Annotated in this window: 16 protein-coding genes; 11 read left to right on the top strand and 5 right to left on the bottom strand. The window is 63.0% G+C overall.

From position 1 onward, the window contains the following. Positions 1 to 15: 15 nt before the first annotated feature. A complete protein-coding gene (locus tag ISX93_RS04010; protein ID WP_195777419.1) occupies positions 16 to 609 on the bottom strand; it encodes a TetR/AcrR family transcriptional regulator in 594 nt (197 codons plus the stop codon). A gap of 102 nt (positions 610 to 711) precedes the next feature. Between ISX93_RS04010 and ISX93_RS04005 the strand changes: the two genes are divergently transcribed. The 3 genes from ISX93_RS04005 to ISX93_RS03995 all read left to right on the top strand — a co-directional run bounded on the left by ISX93_RS04005 (position 712) and on the right by ISX93_RS03995 (position 3,341). Then, positions 712 to 1,545 carry a crotonase/enoyl-CoA hydratase family protein gene (locus ISX93_RS04005; protein WP_195777418.1) on the top strand — a complete coding sequence of 278 codons (834 nt, stop codon included), beginning with the start codon at positions 712 to 714 and terminating at the stop codon, positions 1,543 to 1,545. Positions 1,546 to 1,623: 78 nt separating this feature from the next. After that, complete coding sequence (locus ISX93_RS04000) at positions 1,624 to 2,118, top strand: PaaI family thioesterase (protein WP_195777417.1); 495 nt, start codon at positions 1,624 to 1,626, stop codon at positions 2,116 to 2,118. Positions 2,119 to 2,126: 8 nt separating this feature from the next. After that, complete coding sequence (locus ISX93_RS03995; RefSeq protein WP_195777416.1) at positions 2,127 to 3,341, top strand: winged helix-turn-helix domain-containing protein; 1,215 nt, start codon at positions 2,127 to 2,129, stop codon at positions 3,339 to 3,341. Positions 3,342 to 3,741: 400 nt separating this feature from the next. On the opposite strand, the gene ISX93_RS03990 is transcribed toward ISX93_RS03995, so the two are convergent. Both ISX93_RS03990 and ISX93_RS03985 read right to left on the bottom strand, forming a co-directional pair. Next, positions 3,742 to 4,143: a hypothetical protein gene (locus tag ISX93_RS03990; RefSeq protein ID WP_195777415.1), complete on the bottom strand. Its 402-nt coding sequence runs from the start codon at positions 4,141 to 4,143 to the stop codon at positions 3,742 to 3,744. Between the two features lie 47 nt (positions 4,144 to 4,190). After that, positions 4,191 to 5,204, bottom strand: coding sequence for an AraC family transcriptional regulator (locus tag ISX93_RS03985; RefSeq protein WP_195777414.1), 1,014 nt, complete (start codon positions 5,202 to 5,204; stop codon positions 4,191 to 4,193). Positions 5,205 to 5,322: 118 nt separating this feature from the next. Between ISX93_RS03985 and ISX93_RS03980 the strand changes: the two genes are divergently transcribed. The 5 genes from ISX93_RS03980 to ISX93_RS03960 all read left to right on the top strand — a co-directional run bounded on the left by ISX93_RS03980 (position 5,323) and on the right by ISX93_RS03960 (position 11,032). Continuing rightward, on the top strand, positions 5,323 to 6,087 hold the full coding sequence (locus ISX93_RS03980) for an SDR family NAD(P)-dependent oxidoreductase (protein WP_195777413.1): 765 nt from the start codon (positions 5,323 to 5,325) through the stop codon (positions 6,085 to 6,087). A 42-nt stretch (positions 6,088 to 6,129) separates the two neighbouring features. After that, a complete protein-coding gene (locus ISX93_RS03975) occupies positions 6,130 to 7,023 on the top strand; it encodes a haloalkane dehalogenase (RefSeq protein ID WP_195777412.1) in 894 nt (297 codons plus the stop codon). 83 nt (positions 7,024 to 7,106) lie between these two features. Further along, positions 7,107 to 9,581 (top strand): arylsulfatase, encoded by a 2,475-nt coding sequence (locus ISX93_RS03970; RefSeq protein WP_195777411.1) that lies wholly within the window; start codon positions 7,107 to 7,109, stop codon positions 9,579 to 9,581. Positions 9,582 to 9,805: 224 nt separating this feature from the next. Further along, positions 9,806 to 10,579: a hypothetical protein gene (locus ISX93_RS03965; protein ID WP_195777410.1), complete on the top strand. Its 774-nt coding sequence runs from the start codon at positions 9,806 to 9,808 to the stop codon at positions 10,577 to 10,579. A gap of 48 nt (positions 10,580 to 10,627) precedes the next feature. Then, positions 10,628 to 11,032 carry a rhodanese-like domain-containing protein gene (locus ISX93_RS03960; RefSeq protein WP_195777409.1) on the top strand — a complete coding sequence of 135 codons (405 nt, stop codon included), beginning with the start codon at positions 10,628 to 10,630 and terminating at the stop codon, positions 11,030 to 11,032. 58 nt (positions 11,033 to 11,090) lie between these two features. Here the strand turns inward: ISX93_RS03960 and ISX93_RS03955 are convergent, their stop codons facing one another. Beyond that, positions 11,091 to 11,900 (bottom strand): ferredoxin--NADP reductase, encoded by an 810-nt coding sequence (locus ISX93_RS03955; protein ID WP_195777408.1) that lies wholly within the window; start codon positions 11,898 to 11,900, stop codon positions 11,091 to 11,093. A 202-nt stretch (positions 11,901 to 12,102) separates the two neighbouring features. Then, positions 12,103 to 13,449 (bottom strand): class II 3-deoxy-7-phosphoheptulonate synthase, encoded by a 1,347-nt coding sequence (locus tag ISX93_RS03950; RefSeq protein WP_195777407.1) that lies wholly within the window; start codon positions 13,447 to 13,449, stop codon positions 12,103 to 12,105. Positions 13,450 to 13,687: 238 nt separating this feature from the next. On the opposite strand from ISX93_RS03950, the gene ISX93_RS03945 reads away from it, so the two are divergent. The 3 genes from ISX93_RS03945 to ISX93_RS03935 are packed head-to-tail and all read left to right on the top strand — an operon-like array spanning position 13,688 to position 16,769. Continuing rightward, positions 13,688 to 14,467 carry an SDR family oxidoreductase gene (locus ISX93_RS03945; protein WP_195777406.1) on the top strand — a complete coding sequence of 260 codons (780 nt, stop codon included), beginning with the start codon at positions 13,688 to 13,690 and terminating at the stop codon, positions 14,465 to 14,467. Then, a complete protein-coding gene (locus ISX93_RS03940; protein ID WP_229732033.1) occupies positions 14,464 to 15,549 on the top strand; it encodes a phosphotransferase in 1,086 nt (361 codons plus the stop codon). The genes ISX93_RS03945 and ISX93_RS03940 overlap by 4 nt, the downstream gene beginning before the upstream one ends. A gap of 2 nt (positions 15,550 to 15,551) precedes the next feature. After that, a complete protein-coding gene (locus tag ISX93_RS03935; RefSeq protein ID WP_195777405.1) occupies positions 15,552 to 16,769 on the top strand; it encodes an acyl-CoA dehydrogenase family protein in 1,218 nt (405 codons plus the stop codon). Positions 16,770 to 16,811 lie beyond the last annotated feature (42 nt).

Raw genomic sequence — 16,811 nt, 5'->3', positions numbered from 1 at the left:
GGCCTCGCGTGTCGGTCAGAGCGGCGCCAGCGCGCCACGGATGAAATGCCAGAGTTGTTGTGCCAGCTGCTCGGCGGGCGGGCGCGGGGTGCGGCCAAGGGCTTCGAGCAGGGCCTGGTGCAGGCCGCCGAGGATCATCGCCGAGACCAGTTGCGCATCCAGAGCGGCATCCAGCTGGCCGGCGGCCTGGCCGCGGCGGATATTGTCGGCGCCCTGACGCACGTTATCGGCGATGCAGCGCGCCTCCAGCGCGGCCACCTCGGGTTCGCGCGCCAGGCTGACCAGCACCAGCGCGGCGAGTGGTTCGCCGTAGACGAACTGCACGGCGCGCAGCACCCGCTGTTCTTCGCGGCTGCACCAGTCGGCACTTTCCGGCAGCGGGTCGGCGGCCATCACCCGGGCCTGGTAGCGGTCGTAGTAGTCCTCGGCGACTGCCGCCAGCAACCCGGCGCGCGAGCCGAAGTAGCGGTAGATCAGCCCCACTGACACGCCGGCGCGCTCGGCCACCCGGCTGACCTCGAGGGCACCGCCCTGTTCGAGCAGTTCGCTGCGTGCGGCCTCCAGCAGGCTGCCACGGGTGTTGCGGGCTTTGGGGGAAAGGTTGGCCATGGCGGTCGCAAATTGGACTTGATTAAAAAGTGAATTCATTTTACTTATTTGCCGGCGCAGGCCAAGCCCTGTCCTCGTAATTTCTTCCCAGGAGTGCCTTTCGTGTCCCAATCCAGCGTGCATTACCAGGTCGAGGGCCGTGTGGCGACCCTGACCCTGAGCCGGCCCGAGCGCCTCAACGCGATTGACCAGAACATGCCGGGCGACCTCGAAGCCGCCGTGGCGCGGGCCAATGCCGACGACAACGTGCATGTACTGGTACTCACTGGCGCCGGTCGCGGTTTCTGCAGCGGTTACGATCTCAAGGACTTTGCCGAGAACCCGCGTGGCGTGTATGGCAGCCAGGAGATGCCCTGGGACCCGATGGTCGACTACGCGCTGATGAAGAAATTCACCGAGCAGTTCATGAGCCTGTTCCGCAGCTACAAGCCGGTGATTGCCAAGGTCAACGGCCCGGCCGTGGCCGGCGGTAGCGACATCGCCCTGTGCTGCGACCTGATCGTGATGGCCGATGAGGCGGTGATCGGTTATCCGCCGGCGCGGGTCTGGGGCTGTCCGACCACCGCCATGTGGGTCTATCGACTGGGCCCGGAGAAGGCCAAGCGCATGCTGCTGACGGGCGACCTGATCGACGGCCGCGAGGCCCAGCGCCTCGGGCTGGTCTACCAGAGCGTGCCGGGTGCCGAGCTGGATGCGGCGGTCGAGGCACTGACTTCGCGCATGCAGGGTATTCCGAAGAATCAATTGATGATGCAGAAGCTGATGATCAACCAGGCCTTCCACAACATGGGGCTGGAGACCACGCAGATGTTCGCCACGCTGTTTGACGGCATTACCCGCCACAGTCCGGAGGGCGTGCGTTTCAAGGCGCGTTGTGAGGATGTCGGGTTTGCCCAGGCGGTGCGCGAGCGCGATTCCGGCGCGCCGATTCCGTGAGGCGCTTGCGCGCGGGCGTTGTCCGCGGCTGGCCGGGCGCTTAGCATGCCGGGGTCATTGAACCTTCGAGGAAACAGCATGCACCCGATTTCCCTGCAAGAAGCCGCCGCGCCCGAAGGCGTCTGTTTTGGCTGCGGTTGCAGCAGCCAGCATGGCCTGCACATCCACAGCTACTGGGCCGAGGACGGTGTGCACGTGCTTTCCGAGCATCTGCCCGACCCCATGTACTGCGGCTGGCCGGATCTGGTCTATGGCGGCCTGATTGCCATGCTGGTGGACTGCCATTCGAACTGGACGGCGATGGCCTACCACTACCGCGCGGAACATCGCGAACCCGGCAGCCTGCCGCCGATCCACTGCGTGACCGGCAATCTGGGCATCCGCTTCCTCAAGCCGACGCCCATGGGCGTGCCGCTGCAGCTGCGCGCACGGGTGGAAGGCGAGGTCGGGCGCAAGACCCGGGTGATCTGCGAGCTGTATGCCGGCGAGCAATTGACTGCCATCGGCGATTCGACCTTCGTGCGCGTGGATGCCAGCCAGCTGGCCGATGCCGCCCACGGTCGGCAGGCCTGAGCCGGCGCATGCCGCTTGACCTGTCGCGCGCCGAAGCAAGGCGCCTGGCGCTGGCTGCGCAGGGCTTCAGCAACCGAAGCAAGGCCGCCACACCGCTGGCGGTGCGGCGCCTGATCGAACGACTGGGCGTCGTGCAGATCGACTCGGTGAACGCGCTGGTGCGTTCGCACTACCTGCCGCTGTTCTCCCGTCTGGGCGACTACCCCATGGACTGGCTTGACCTGCAGGCCTGGAGCAGCGGCCGCCAGCGCAGCTTGTTCGAGTACTGGGGGCATGAAGCCTCGCTGCTGCCGATGCAGCTCTATCCGCTGCTGCGCTGGCGCATGCGCCGGGCTGCGGCCGGGCAGGGCATCTACAAGGAAATGGCGCAGTTCGGCCGTGAGCAGCAGCCGCTGATTCGGCAGGTTTTGCAGTGCGTGCGCGAGCAGGGTGCTCTGGGTGCTGGCAGTTTGTCCAAACGCGCGGAGCGCGCTGGCCCCTGGTGGGACTGGAGCGCGGAAAAGCATGCGCTGGAATGGCTGTTCGCCGCCGGCGAGGTGACGGTGGCCGGGCGGCGTGGCTTCGAGCGCCTCTACGATCTGCCCGAGCGGGTGCTGCCGCATCGCATCCTTGAACAAGCTGAACCGGATGAAGCCGCTGCCCAGCGGCAGTTATTGCTGCATGCGGCCGCTGCCTTGGGCGTGGCCAGCGAGCAGGACCTGCGCGATTACTTTCGCCTGGATGCTGCCGATACCCGCCTGCGTCTGGCCGAACTGGCCGAAGCGGGTGAACTGCAGGCCGTGCGGGTCGAAGGCTGGCGGCAAACCGCCTGGTGCCGTGGCGAGCCGAAAGTGCCGCGCGGGCTCAAACCGACGGCGCTGCTGTCACCCTTTGACTCGCTGATCTGGGCGCGCGAACGCACCGAACGGCTGTTCGATTTCCGTTACCGGCTGGAGATCTACACCCCGGCGCATAAGCGTGTGTACGGCTATTACGTGTTGCCGTTCATGCATGACGGGCAACTGGTTGCGCGTGTCGATCTGCGTGCCGAACGAGCCAAGGGGGTGTTGGCCGTACATGCAGTCCATGAAGAGGAAATGGGCTTGAGTGAGACAGCGCTGCTCGAGCTGGCCGGGCAACTCCGTGCCCTGGCGAATTGGCTGGGGTTGCAGCATGTGCAGCTCAACTGCCGGAAGGCGGAAGGACAAAGGTTGAACGCGTTGCTACAAACCGGGACTGTGTAAAAACGCACTGCGGGCGCCACGTCCTGATGGCGCAACCCGCAGTGGAAAACGGTTAATTGGCAAAGTACATCGATTCGAAATAGTCGTTCAGGAACAGCAGGAAGGCCGGGGAACAAACCAGGGTGACGTCTGCGCTGGGAGCGCTAGCGGCATTGGTATCCATTGCGATTCTCCTTGTAAGACAGATCAGGTTTTAAGTCAGCAACCCGTACTGCATGCTGCGGGAACTGGCAGTTAGTACATAGCATGGGGCGTGCCAGTTTTCGTGCGATTCATGAAAGCCCATAACTATCAATTCGTTATCAAATTCATCTGAAAATTCAGCCGGCGCCGAGGCGGTCTGCCATGCACCATGGGGGAGCGCCTGTGGGCAAAGTGTTCTGCTTCGATGCAGGAATTTTCAGCTGTCGCGGAACAGGTCGTGGGCATCCAGCAGCCGGTAGACAATCTCCGGGCGTTTCTCCAGGCTTTTGCGCACCGCGGCGGGAATGGACTGGCGAATCTTGCGGCAGAGCCCGGGGCGTTCCGGAATGTGGATGCCGATGCCGCGCAGGCTGCGCACTTCGCTGGCCTTCGGGGCGATCTCCAGGCGAATGCCCAGTTGATCAAAAAGCCGTCTCTGCATGTGCTCCAGGTCTTGCAGGCTCTGGATGTTCTCCAGCCGCTCAAGCAGGCGTTTCTCTTCCATCAGCGTCAGGCGCAGGCTGCGCAGGTCGGCTGTGGGTGCGTCGAGCAACGCATCACGCCCGCAGATGCAGGTGCCGGGCGGGCAGGGGTTGCGAATGGGCAGGGCGACGGTCATGGGCACACATCATAGCCAGCGGCGGTTGGGCTTGCCTATTGCGGCCATCAGGACTGTGCGCGCAAGGCGCCGGGTGTGGTGCCAAACCAGCGCCGGCAGGCGCGGCTGAGCGAACGCTGTTCGCTGTAACCGAGCAGGCTGGCCACTTCCGGTAACGGCAGGGCCGGCTGGCGCAGATACTCACGCGCCTGCTGCTGGCGGACGCGATCGAGGATGTCGGCAAAGCGGATCTGTTGATCATCCAGCCGGCGTTGCAGGGTGCGTTCATGCATCGACAGTTGCCGGGCAATGTCGGCCAGGCTGCAGCCGCCCGCGGCCAGTTGCCGGGCAATCAGTTCTTCTATCTGGCACGCCAGGTCCAGCGGGTTGCGCCGGATCAGATGCCTTACGAAGCGTTCGGCTTCAGCACAGATTTGTGGGTTGCTGCCGTTGATCGGGTGCTCCAGCAACGCGTGCGGAAAGATCACGCCATGCCCCGCTTGCTGGAATTCCACGGCACATTCGAACAACGCCTGGTAGCGGGCTGCGGTCGTGCCAGGTGGATGGGCAAAGATCACTCGCCAGTCGTGTCCATGTGCACCGCTGAGCATGCGCATGGCCTTGACTGCCAGCAGACAGCACATTTCCACGGTTTGCCGGTACCCGCTGCCAACTTCGGTCGGCAGGGAATAGCGCAGCCAGGTCTGACCGGCTTCCGGGCCGTCTTCTACCTTCAGCGAGGTACGCGCCACGTGGTAAGGCAAATTGCGCGCAATCGAAATCAAGGCACTGCCCAGGGTTTCGGCGCGCGAAGCCACCAGCGCAATCGGGCCGAGTACGGAGAAGTCCTGATGCAGCGTCAGTTGCAGGCCGAAGTCGGGGGCATCCAATTGCGCGGCGGCGTTTTCGAGCAATCCGAGGAAGTTGGCCATGCCGAGGCTGGACTCGGGGCGAGCCAATAGCTGCAGATCAATTCCAGCCTCGTGCAGCAAGGCTGCGGGGTTGCCGCCCAGTTCAGTGACCAGTTCACTGAAGCCGGTAAGGGCGCGGGCTCGGACAAGCAGGGGGGGCGTCGTAGTCATGGGAAGTAGCATCGTGTAACTGTCGTCGAATGTCCATTTTTTGTCGTCGAGTGTCCTCGACCCGGGTGGGGTGACAGCCCAGACTCATTATCAAATCCCAGCACCCGAGGACTTCTCCATGAACAAAAGCAGCAAACCGACGATTGTCATTACCGGAGCCTCTTCTGGCATTGGCCGTGAACTGGCGCTGGAAATGGCCCGGCGTGGCCACAACCTGGGGCTGACCGCACGCCGTTTGCCGTTGCTGGAAGAACTGCGTGAAGAAATTCACTCCACCATCAATAACAAGTTGAAGGTGGAGCTGGCGATTCTCGATGTCTGCCAGACCGATACGGTAAGCCCGGCACTGCAGACCCTGTTCACCCGCCTGGGTGGTGTCGACAGCATTGTGGTGAATGCCGGGGTCAACGACATGACTGACATCGGTGGCGGTACCAATGATCTGGCCAAAGAGCTGAACCTGATTACCACCAACCTGTCCGGGGCGATTGCCACTGTGGCCGCTGCTGCCGAGCACTTCATTACCCGTGGCAAAGGCCATGTGATCGGCATTTCCTCGCTGGCTTCCTTGCAGCCAATGACGGGGCAGGCCGCCTACTGTGCGAGCAAGGCCGGGTTCTCGATGTACCTCAAGGCGGCCCGCATCGAATTGCGTGCCAAGGGCATCACTGTCACCAGCATTCTGCCGGGCTACATTGCCACCGATATCGTCGAAGGTGTCGATATCAGCAAGATGCCCTTTGCCATTCCGGCCAGCCAGGCCGCACGGGAAATGGCCGACCTGATCGAGAAGAAAGTCGAGTCGGGCGTGGTGCCGGCGTTTCCGTGGAAGCTCGTCAAGCCGTTTCTAGGTCACTTGCCCGAGCGTTTTGCCCATTACTGATCAACCATCAATCAACCGAGCGCAAACTGCAAGGAGCCATCGATGAACGTCTTACGCACCCCGGATGAATGCTTCGCCCAGCTGACTGACTATCCCTTTGCCCCGCATTACCATGAGGTCGAGCCCGGGTTGCGCCTGCATTACGTCGATGAAGGCCCACGCGACGGCAAGCCGGTGCTGATGCTGCACGGCGAGCCGAGTTGGTCCTATCTCTACCGTTTCATGATCCCGCCGGTGGCCGCGGCCGGCCTGCGCGTGCTGGCCCCGGACCTGATCGGCTTTGGCAAGTCGGACAAACCGGCCGAGCAGGGCGATTACAGTTTCTCCGGGCAGGTCGCGTGGATACTGCAGTGGGTTGAAGCCCTGGATCTGCGTGACATCACGCTGGTTTGTCAGGACTGGGGCTCGTTGATCGGCTTGCGTCTGGCGGCGGAAAACCCCGAGCGCTTCTCCCGCGTCCTGCTCTCCAATGGCGGCCTGCCCACTGGCGAGGCGCCCATGTCGCTGGCCTGGCGTATCTGGGAAAAATTTGCCCGTTTCAGCCCGTGGTTCCCGATTGGCCGCATCCTGCAAAGCAGCGTCAAACGCAAGCTGACACCGGCCGAGGTGGCCGCCTACGACGCACCTTTCCCGGATGCCACTTTCAAGTCGGCGGTGCGCGTCTATCCCTCCCTGGTGCCGGTTCGTTTCGATGATCCGGAGGCGGCCAAGAACCGCGCCGCCTGGAAGGTCTATCAGCAGTGGAAAAAGCCGTTCATCACCTGCTACAGCGACGGCGACCCGATCACCCGTGGTCAGGGCGAGCGGTTTGTCCGCGAGGTTCCGGGGGCGCAGAAACAGAAGCATCCAACCCTGCGTGGCGGGCATTTCATTCAGGAAGATGATCCGCAGGGCTTTGCCGGATTGATCATCGCAGCCTGTACAGGGCGCGCCTGAGGCGCTCAGACTCGGACCTTCAGTTCTGCGCACCAAACAAGATCGAACGGCGACACCCGCTAGCGGCAGAAGGAGTTGTTGAAATGAACAGATTCAGGCTGAAGGCAATCCGCGCGGTTTCATCGGTTGTGTTTTTATTCTTCTGCGGGTTGGGTCTGGCGCAGCCAGTGGTGGTCAACGGTGAGCTGGGCTCGGCTGCAGCCGCCACCACCATCAGTGGTGAGCAGCTGCCGCCGCCAGACCCGAAGTTCGGCGGGGTAATCAAGCAAAAGGCGGCAGACTCCAAGGCCTGGTGGCCGCCACGGGTGGTACCACCGAAGGGCGCGCCGAACGTGCTGCTGATCATGACCGATGACGACGGCTTCGGTTCACCGAGTACCTTCGGTGGCGTGATTCCCACGCCGACGCTGGATCGCATCGCGCAGAACGGACTGCGCTATACCAACTTCCATTCCACCTCGCTGTGCTCGCCAACCCGCGCGGCGCTGATCACCGGGCGCAACCACCACTCGGTGGGTTTTGGCGTGGTGGGTGAAATCGCCACCGGGTTTCCCGGCTATGACTCGATCATCCCGGTCGAGAAAGGCACCATCGGCACCATCCTCAAGGAAAACGGCTACGCCACCTCTTGGTTCGGCAAGGACCACAACACGCCATTCTTTGCCAGCAGTCAGGCCGGTCCGTTCGATCAATGGCCCAACGGCATGGGCTTCGAGTATTTCTATGGCTTCGTCGGTGGCGATGCCAGCCAGTGGCAGCCCAACCTGTTCCGCAACACCACGCCGATTTATCCCTTCCAGGGCAACCCGGACTGGAACCTGGAAACGGCCATGGCCGACGAGGCCATCCAGTACATGAAGCAGCTCAAGGAGTTGGCACCGGATAAACCCTTCTTCGTCTATTACGTGCCGGGTGGCGTGCATGCACCGCATCATCCGACAAAGGAATGGATCGACAAGATCAGCTCCATGCACCTGTTCGATCAGGGCTGGGAGAAGCTGCGCGAGACCATCTTTGCCAACCAGAAGCGTCTGGGCATCATGCCGGAAAATGCCGAGCTGACACCCTGGCCGGATGGTCAGGACATCTACGGTGGCGCCAAGTTGCCGCGCTGGGATTCGCTGAGCTTTGAAGAGAAGAAGCTGTTCATCAAGCAGGCGGATGTCTACGCCGCCTATCAGGCGTATACCGACCATGAGATCGGCCGCGTGGTGCAGGCGGTCGAAGATCTTGGCCAGTTGGACAACACCCTGATCATCTATATCAGCGGCGACAATGGCGCCAGTGCCGAAGGCATGGTCAATGGCACACCCAATGAGTTCACTTCCTTCAATGGCATCGAGGTGCCGGTCAAGGACCAGTTCCTCTGGTACGAGTTCTGGGGTTCGGACAAGACTTTCCCGCACTACTCGGCGGCCTGGGCCTGGGCCTTCAATACACCGTTCAAGTGGATGAAGCAGGTGCCGTCGCACTTCGGTGGTACGGCGCAGGGCTTGGCCATTTCCTGGCCGGGGCATATCACTGATGTGGGCGCTATCCGCCGGCAGTTCCACCATGTGATCGATATCGTGCCGACCATTCTTGAAGCCACCGGCATAACGCAACCCAAGACCATCAACGGGATCAAGCAGGAGCCAATCGAAGGCGTGAGCCTGGCCTACACCTGGGACAAGGCCAATGCCAAGGCGCCAAGCCGACGCACTACCCAGTACTTCGAGATGCTCGGCAACCGCGCCATCTATCACGAGGGCTGGGTGGCCGCCACGACCCCGGTGACCATACCCTGGGTGCTCAGCTCCAAGCCTGCACCGGATGTGATCAGCGGCTACCAGTGGGAGCTGTACAACGTGATGGAGGACCCCACCCAGAACAACAACCTGGCGGCGAAGATGCCTGACAAGCTCAAGCAGATGGAGAACCTGTTCTATGTCGAGGCCGCCAAGTACAACGTGTTGCCGCTGGACAACTCCACCCTTGCGCGCTGGAACACGCCGCGGCCGAGCTTGACTGCCGGGCGCACCGACTTTACCTACTCCGGCGTGTTGGCCAGCGTGCCGGGCGGCAGTGCGCCAAGCATTCTCAACAAGTCCTACAGCATCACCGCCGAAGTCGAGATTCCCGAGGGCGGTGCCGAGGGCATGATCGTCACCCAGGGCGGGCGCTTCGGCGGTTACGGCCTGTTCCTCAGCAAGGGCGAACTGGGCATCGGTCGCGGCAAGGTGGTGTTCCTCTACAACCTTCTCGACCTCAAGCGCACCGTCTGGGAAGGACCTGAGCTGAGCCCGGGCAAGCACACCATCGTCTTCGACTACAAGGTCGCTGAGCCTGGCCTGGGCAAGGCGGGTACCGGTGTGCTGTTTGTGGACGGTCAGGAAGTGGCGCGCAACTCAATGGAACACGGCACGCCGATTACCTTCCCCGAGGATGAAACCTTCGATGTCGGTATGGACACGCGTTCCGGATTGGCGATGGTGGAATACCGCTACGATGTGCCGTTCACCTTCACCGGCAAGCTCGACAAGCTGACTTTCAAGCTCGACCCTCCCGCGGCGCAGTAGGCCGGCCGGATCCTCCCTGTCGTGGCACAGCCTTGCCCCGGCAGGGCGGGCCCGCCGCCCGTTTGACCGCTGAGGTGCGCCAGGCAATGTTCGCCGGACGTGGTGCCGGCGAGCCGTTGCAATCTTCAGCAAGGGCAACTAAACCATCTGATGCTTTGCCGGCAAATCCCGGCGGTGCCTGCCCCATAGGTGGTGGCAGGCTGGCCGAAGGCGGGGGATCGAGCATGAAAACAATCACAGCAGGTGCGCAGGCTGCGGTTCAGGTGCGCGGCAGCTACTTCCATGTCTGGACGGCCTGGTGTTTCGTCGCGGTCGCCTTCCTCGGCTTCACCCCGACCTATTTCGTGCCACTGCTGCGCGGCACATTCCAGGCGGCGCCGATCGTGCACATCCATGCCAGCGTGTTCTTCCTGTGGACGCTGCTGTACGCCTGGCAGACCTGGCTGGTGGCGAGCGGACGGACGCTGCGCCACCGGGAAATCGGCCTGCTCGGTATCTCCCTGGCCACGGCGATGACGCTGTTCGGCCTGATGGTGGGGGTGGCCGGGGCCGAGCGGGTGGCGGCCCTGGGTTTTCTGCAGGAAGGCAAGGCGTTCATGATCGTGCCCGTGTCCGGCATCCTCACCTTCGCCGTGCTGTTTGCCCTGGCCATCGGCAACATCCAGCACAAGGAGGTGCACAAGCGGCTGATGCTGGTGGCCACCGCCTCGATGCTGGACGCGCCGGTCGCGCGCTGGTTCCTGACCTTTCTGGCACCGCCGCTGGCAAGCGGAGCAGCGCCGGTGCCGCCGGTCGACGTTACCCTGATACCGGCGTTGCTGGTTGACCTGTTCATCATCGCCGGGATCATTCATGACTGGCGCAGCCGCGGCCGCCCGCATCCGGTCTATCTGCTGGCCGGCGCCGGCGTGCTGGTCCAGCAGTTGCTGCGCGCGCCGCTCTCGACGACCGCGGCCTGGGACGCGATCGCCGGATGGCTGATGCATGTGGCAGGCTAGGCACGAGGCAGCAATCAGGCTGTTCGGATACTGCAAAGAGGAAGTCGCATGCCGCTCGCCAAAGGCTACAAGCAATTACTCGCGGAGGCGCGCGCCAGAATCCGCACCTTGACGCTCGAAGAAGCGGCTGCCAGGCACGGCGATCCGGAGGTGGTGTTCGTCGATATTCGCGATGTGCGCGAGCTGGAGCGTGAGGGCATGATCCCGGGGGCCTTCCACGCGCCGCGCGGCATGCTGGAGTTCTGGGTCGACCCGGAGAGTCCCTATTACAAGGAGGTCTTCGGTTCGGACAAGGAGTTCGTGCTCTATTGCCAGTCGGCCTGGCGCTCAAGCCTGGCAGCCGTGACCTTGCAGGACATGGGGTTGACGCGGGTCAGCCACGTCGAGGGTGGCTTCAGGGCCTGGAAGGACGCCGGTTTGCCGGTCGGCGAGAAGCCCCAGCACCAGCGCTGAGCAGTTGCCGGGGTTGGCCGGGCAGGTGGCGCGGGCGCAACAGAATGCCGGCAGCACCCTACCAGTACTTCTCGAACGCCATCTGCCCGGGGACCCCGCGGCGACCGGTGGCGAAGCCCAGCGCGCTCAGGTGCTGGCGCACCTCGAACGCCATGTCCGGATTGCCACAGACCATCACCCGCGAGTCGGCCAGGCTCAGCGGCAGGTTCGCCGCCTGCTCCAGCCGGCCATTGGCCAGCAGTTGCGGGATGCGCCCGGACAGCTGGCTGGCACCCGGCTCGCGGGTGATCGCCGGGAAGTAGCTGAGTGTCGCTCTGGCCCCGGCGAGCAGGGGTTGCCGGGCAAGGGCGGTAAAATCCTCGCGGTAGGCGAGGTCGGCGGAGTGGCGCACACCATGTACCACGATCAGATGCTCGAACGCCTGCCACACCGCCGGGTCGCGCACGATCGAGAGAAACGGCCCGATGCCGGTGCCGCTGGCCAGCAGCCAGAGGTCGCGCCCCGGCGCCAGCTGGTTGACGGTGAGAAAGCCGAAGCAGGCTTTGTCGACTTTTATCGCGTCACCGACAGCCAGTTTCGCCAGATGCTGCGAGAAGGCACCGCCCGGCACCAGCACGGCAATGAATTCCAGGTAGTCGTCATCGGTGGCAGACACCAGCGAATAGGGCCGCCAGACCAGCGCCTCATCGCTACCGAGGGCCAGCCGGGCATAGTGCCCCGGCGTGAAGCGGAAGCCGCTAGCGCGGGTGGTGCGGAACGAAACCAGTGACGGCGTCCAGTAATGGATCGACAGTACTTTCTCGACCGTCCATTTTTCCTCGGGGTTGGGCGCCTTGGCCTGTGCCCCGGGATCGCTTGTGTCGACCATTTGTGCACCTCTTGGTTAACCCTTGGAAGGCGGTGAACACTTGCGCCAACGCAGGGTGGCGTCTGGTCATTTTGCGGTGTGCAGCAGAAAAATCCATCAGGGTTTTTGCTACCGGCTGTGAGCTGCGGACTGCTCAACCGGTGCCAGCGCAGCAAACCCGACGCTGCACCGTGGCTTCGTCTGGGTTGCTACGACAAGGGGATCAGGCACGTGCCTGTTTCAGCGTTTCAGCAATCAAAAAAGCCAGTTCCAGCGACTGGTCGGCATTCAGCCGCGGGTCGCAGTGGGTGTGGTAGCGGTCGGCCAGGCCGGCTTCGCTGATCGGTCGGGCGCCGCCGATGCATTCGGTGACGTTCTGTCCGGTCATCTCGATATGGATGCCGCCGGCGTAACTGCCTTCGGCCTGGTGGACCTGGAAGAACTCCTTGACCTCGCCGAGGATCTGCGCGAAGTCGCGGGTCTTGTAGCCGCTGGAGGCCTTGATGGTGTTGCCGTGCATCGGGTCGGAGCTCCACAGCACCTTGCGCCCTTCGTTCTGCACGGTGCGGATCAGCCGCGGCAGGTGCTCGCCGACCTTGCCGGCGCCCATGCGTACGATCAGGTTGAGGCGGCCGGGGTCGTTGTCCGGATTTAGGATGTCGAGCAGGCGCAGCAGGTCTTCGCTGCTGGTAGTCGGGCCGACCTTGACGCCGATCGGGTTGCCCACACCGCGCAGGAATTCTACGTGGGCGCCGTCCGGCTGGCGGGTGCGGTCGCCGATCCACAGCATGTGCGCCGAGCAGTCATAGTACTGGCCGGTCAGGCTGTCGCGACGCACGAAGGCCTGCTCGTAGTTGAGCAGCAGGGCTTCGTGGGCGGTGAAGAAACTTGCTTCGCGCAGTTGCGGGGCGCTGTCCAGGCCGCAGGCGCGCATGAACGCCAGGGTCTCATCGATGCGGTCGGCCAGCTGGCTGTAGCGTTCGGCCAGTGCCGAGTTGGCAATGAAGTCGAGGTTCCACTGGTGCACCTGATGCACGTCGGCAAAGCCGCCGCTGGCAAATGCACGCAGCAGATTGAGGCTGGCGGTGGACTGGTGATAGGCCTGCAGCAGGCGCTCGGGATCGGGTACGCGGCTGGCCGTATCGAAGCCGATGCCGTTGACGATGTCGCCGCGGTAGGCGGGTAAGGTCACGCCGTCGATGGTTTCGTCATTGGCCGAACGCGGCTTGGCGAACTGGCCGGCCATGCGCCCGACTTTCACCACCGGGCAACCGGCGGCAAAGGTCATGACGATCGCCATCTGCAGCAGCACCTTGAAGGTGTCGCGGATCTTCAAGGTGGAGAACTCGGCAAAGCTTTCTGCACAGTCGCCACCTTGCAGCAGGAACGCCCGTCCTTCACTGACCTCGGCAAATTGCCGGCGCAATTCCCGTGCTTCACCGGCAAACACCAGCGGAGGAAAGCCGGCCAGGGTTCTTTCAACCTTTTCCAGATGCGCTGCATCCGGATATTGCGGCTGCTGCTGAATCGGCTTGGCTCTCCAGCTTTCGGGGGTCCAGGTGTGCGGCATGGGGTTCTCGGCTTTGGCGTTTACGACGGGCAGGCATCTTAACCGATCACCAGGGATGGAAGCGCGCATGGCTGCGATAGAGGCGTTGCATTGCAACCGCGTAACCACTCACCCAACCTGCCGGTGATGGTTCTTGACCGGCGGTGATTTACAGGCGGGAAGGGTACTCGGTACTATGTTCCGCATATCAATACAAGGTTCCGCTATGCGGAACTTATCTTTTCAAGAGGGCGTATGCATGAACACTCAGCAACTGTTTGATTTGACTGGCAAGGTCGCTGTGATCACCGGTGGTTCCCGCGGTATCGGCCTGCAGATGGCCGAGGCGCTGGGTGAGCGTGGCGCCAGCATTGCGTTGTCAGCGCGCAAACAGTCGGAACTGGACGAGGCGCAGGCGCATTTCGACAAGCTCGGCATCCCGTGCCTGACGGTACGCAATGACCTGTCCGATTTTTCCGGCATTCCAGGCTTGGCGGAGACCATCCTTGGTCACTACGGCCAGGTCGACATTCTGGTCAATAACGCCGGCTGCAGCTGGGGTGCGCCGGCCGAGGACATGACCGATGAGGCCTGGCACAAGGTGATGGACCTGGACATCAATGCGCAGTATTTCCTCAGCCGCGAGATCGGCAAGCGCAGCATGATCCCGCGCCGTGCCGGCAAGATCATCAACATCGCCTCGATTGCCGGTCTGGGTGGCAATCCGCCCGGTTGGGGCATGGGCACCATTGGCTACAACACCGCCAAGGGCGCCATGGTCAACTTCACCAAGGCGCTGGCAGCGGAGTGGGGCAAGTACAACATCCAGGTCAATGCGATCTGCCCGGGCTTTTTCCTGACCAAGATTTCCGCCGGGTTGCTGGACAAGATCGAGCAGAAATACATTGACCTCAATCCGGCCGGCCGCCTCGGCAACGAGGATGATCTCAAGGGCATCGCCGTACTGCTGGCTTCGCAGGCCTCCGACTACATCACCGGTCAGGCCATTGCAGTCGATGGCGGCTGCACGGCGGTATGAGCATGAATGAGCAGCCAGCAGTCAATCCGGGCGCCAAGTTGGTCGGCGTGGTGCATCCCTTTGATGTTGCCGGGCTCGCGCAATGGATGAACAGCCATGTGCCGGGCTTTCAGGGCGATGCTGCGGCGCTGACGGTCGAGCAGTTCCAGGGCGGCCAGTCGAACCCGACCTACCGGGTCAGCTGCAACAGCGGCACGTGCTACATACTGCGCCGCAAACCGCCGGGCAAGCTGCTGCCGTCGGCCCATGCGATCGACCGCGAATACCGGGTGATGCAGGCGCTGGCCGGCACCGATGTGCCGGTGCCGAAGATGTATGGCCTGTGCGAAGACCCCGAGGTCATTGGCACCGCCTTCTACCTGATGGAGTACATCAGCGGGCGCATTCTCTGGGACCCGGCGCTGCCGGGCATGGCCCCAGCCGAGCGGGCGGCGCACTACGACGAGATCAACCGGGTGATCGCCGCGCTGCACAGCGTCGATTATCAGGCGGTCGGGCTGGGTGACTTTGGCAAAACCGGTCAATACGTCGAGCGCCAGGTGGCGCGCTGGGCCAAGAACTACCTGGCCACCAGCGAAGCACCGCGCATTGCAGCGATGGACAAGCTGATCGACTGGTTGCCCAGGCATCTGCCTACAGGCGATGAAACCAGCATCGCCCATGGCGACTTCCGCCTGGATAACCTGATGTGGCACCCGAGCGAACCACGGGTCCTGGCGGTGCTGGATTGGGAGCTTTCTACGCTGGGGCATCCACTGTCCGATTTCGCCTACCTGATGATGGCCTGGCGCCTGCCGGCCGATGTATTTCGCGGCATGGGCGGTGAGGATTTCGCCGCGCTGGGCATTCCCACCGAAGCCGAATTCATCCACAGCTATTGCCTGCGCACCGGTCGCGACAACATTCCCGGATACGAGTACTACCTGATTTTCAACATGTTCCGCATTGCCGCCATTTTGCATGGTGTGTGGGCGCGCGGACTGCAGGGCAATGCTTCCAGTGACGACGCCGTGGTCATGGGGCGCAAAGCCGAACAAATTGCCGATATCGCCTGGGCTTGTGCCCAACAGCAAGGAGACTGACCGTGGATTTTGATTACTCAGCCAAAGTGCAGGATCTGCAAGCGCGCCTGACGGCTTTCATGGAAGAGCATATCTACCCGGCCGAAGCGGTGTATCACGCCGAGGTCGAGGCCAACCGCCGCGCCGGCAATGCCTGGGTGGCGACCAGGGTCATGGAGGAACTCAAGGTCAAGGCGCGCGCCGCCGGCCTTTGGAATCTGTTTCTGCCTGAATCCCATCGCGGGGCAGGGCTGACCAATCTGGAGTATGCGCCGCTGTGCGAGATCATGGGCCGTTCCTGGATCGCCCCGGAAGCGTTCAACTGCAATGCGCCGGACACCGGCAACATGGAGACGCTGGAGCGTTACGCCACTGAAGAACAGAAGCAGCAGTGGCTGGTGCCGTTGCTGGCCGGCGAGATCCGCTCGGCGTTTGCCATGACCGAGCCGGATGTGGCTTCCTCGGACGCCACCAATATCGAGGCGAGCATCGTCCGTGACGGTGACGAGTACGTCATCAACGGCAAGAAGTGGTGGACCACCGGCGCGCCTGACCCGCGCTGCAAGTTGCTGATCTTCATGGGCAAGACCGACCCGCACAATCCCAACCGCCATCAGCAGCAGTCGATGATCCTGATTCCGATCGATGCGCCCGGCGTGAGCATGACGCGCTTCCTGCCGGTGTTCGGCTACGACGATGCACCGCACGGCCATGGCGAATTCACCTTCGACAATGTGCGGGTGCCGGTTTCCAGTATTTTGCTCGGCGAAGGGCGCGGCTTCGAGATCGCCCAGGGCCGCCTTGGGCCGGGGCGTATTCACCACTGCATGCGCCTGATCGGCATGGCCGAGCGCGCGCTGGAGGCCATGTGCAAACGCAGCCTGAGCCGGGTGGCTTTCGGCCGGCCGATTGCCGAGCAGGGCGTAACCCGTGAACGCATCGCCAATGCGCGCATCCTGATCGATCAGGCGCGCTTTTTGACCCTGAATGCCGCGCACAAGATGGACACCGTGGGCAACAAGGTAGCCGCCAAGGAAATCGCCATGATCAAGGTGGCGGCGCCAAACATGGCGTTGCAGGTACTCGACTGGGCGATCCAGGTGCACGGCGCGGCGGGTGTTTCCGATGACTTCAACCTGGCCTTCCACTATGCCCAGGCGCGCACCCTGCGCTTTGCCGATGGCCCGGACGAAGTGCACCGCAATGCCATCGCCAAGCAGGAACTGGCGCGCTACCAGTAAAGGCCGAGACTCGTACGGTGGGCGTGGGTGGGCGTAGGGTGG

Source organism: Pseudomonas sp. N040, assembly GCF_015637705.1.
Classification (GTDB): domain Bacteria; phylum Pseudomonadota; class Gammaproteobacteria; order Pseudomonadales; family Pseudomonadaceae; genus Aquipseudomonas.
This window is presented reverse-complemented; position numbering and strand designations above follow the sequence as displayed.

What these genes read in the sequence shown, in the direction of transcription:
- ISX93_RS03955 (WP_195777408.1), bottom strand. Translation starts at nt 11,900, where the DNA reads ATGGTCGACACAAGCGATCCCGGGGCACAGGCCAAGGCGCCCAACCCC.
- ISX93_RS03995 (WP_195777416.1), top strand. Translation starts at nt 2,127, where the DNA reads ATGCCGCTTGACCTGTCGCGCGCCGAAGCAAGGCGCCTGGCGCTGGCT.
- ISX93_RS03945 (WP_195777406.1), top strand. Translation starts at nt 13,688, where the DNA reads ATGAACACTCAGCAACTGTTTGATTTGACTGGCAAGGTCGCTGTGATC.
- ISX93_RS04000 (WP_195777417.1), top strand. Translation starts at nt 1,624, where the DNA reads ATGCACCCGATTTCCCTGCAAGAAGCCGCCGCGCCCGAAGGCGTCTGT.
- ISX93_RS03990 (WP_195777415.1), bottom strand. Translation starts at nt 4,143, where the DNA reads ATGACCGTCGCCCTGCCCATTCGCAACCCCTGCCCGCCCGGCACCTGC.
- ISX93_RS03980 (WP_195777413.1), top strand. Translation starts at nt 5,323, where the DNA reads ATGAACAAAAGCAGCAAACCGACGATTGTCATTACCGGAGCCTCTTCT.
- ISX93_RS03975 (WP_195777412.1), top strand. Translation starts at nt 6,130, where the DNA reads ATGAACGTCTTACGCACCCCGGATGAATGCTTCGCCCAGCTGACTGAC.
- ISX93_RS03960 (WP_195777409.1), top strand. Translation starts at nt 10,628, where the DNA reads ATGCCGCTCGCCAAAGGCTACAAGCAATTACTCGCGGAGGCGCGCGCC.
- ISX93_RS03985 (WP_195777414.1), bottom strand. Translation starts at nt 5,204, where the DNA reads ATGACTACGACGCCCCCCCTGCTTGTCCGAGCCCGCGCCCTTACCGGC.
- ISX93_RS04010 (WP_195777419.1), bottom strand. Translation starts at nt 609, where the DNA reads ATGGCCAACCTTTCCCCCAAAGCCCGCAACACCCGTGGCAGCCTGCTG.
- ISX93_RS03970 (WP_195777411.1), top strand. Translation starts at nt 7,107, where the DNA reads ATGAACAGATTCAGGCTGAAGGCAATCCGCGCGGTTTCATCGGTTGTG.
- ISX93_RS03950 (WP_195777407.1), bottom strand. Translation starts at nt 13,449, where the DNA reads ATGCCGCACACCTGGACCCCCGAAAGCTGGAGAGCCAAGCCGATTCAG.
- ISX93_RS03965 (WP_195777410.1), top strand. Translation starts at nt 9,806, where the DNA reads ATGAAAACAATCACAGCAGGTGCGCAGGCTGCGGTTCAGGTGCGCGGC.
- ISX93_RS03940 (WP_229732033.1), top strand. Translation starts at nt 14,464, where the DNA reads ATGAGCATGAATGAGCAGCCAGCAGTCAATCCGGGCGCCAAGTTGGTC.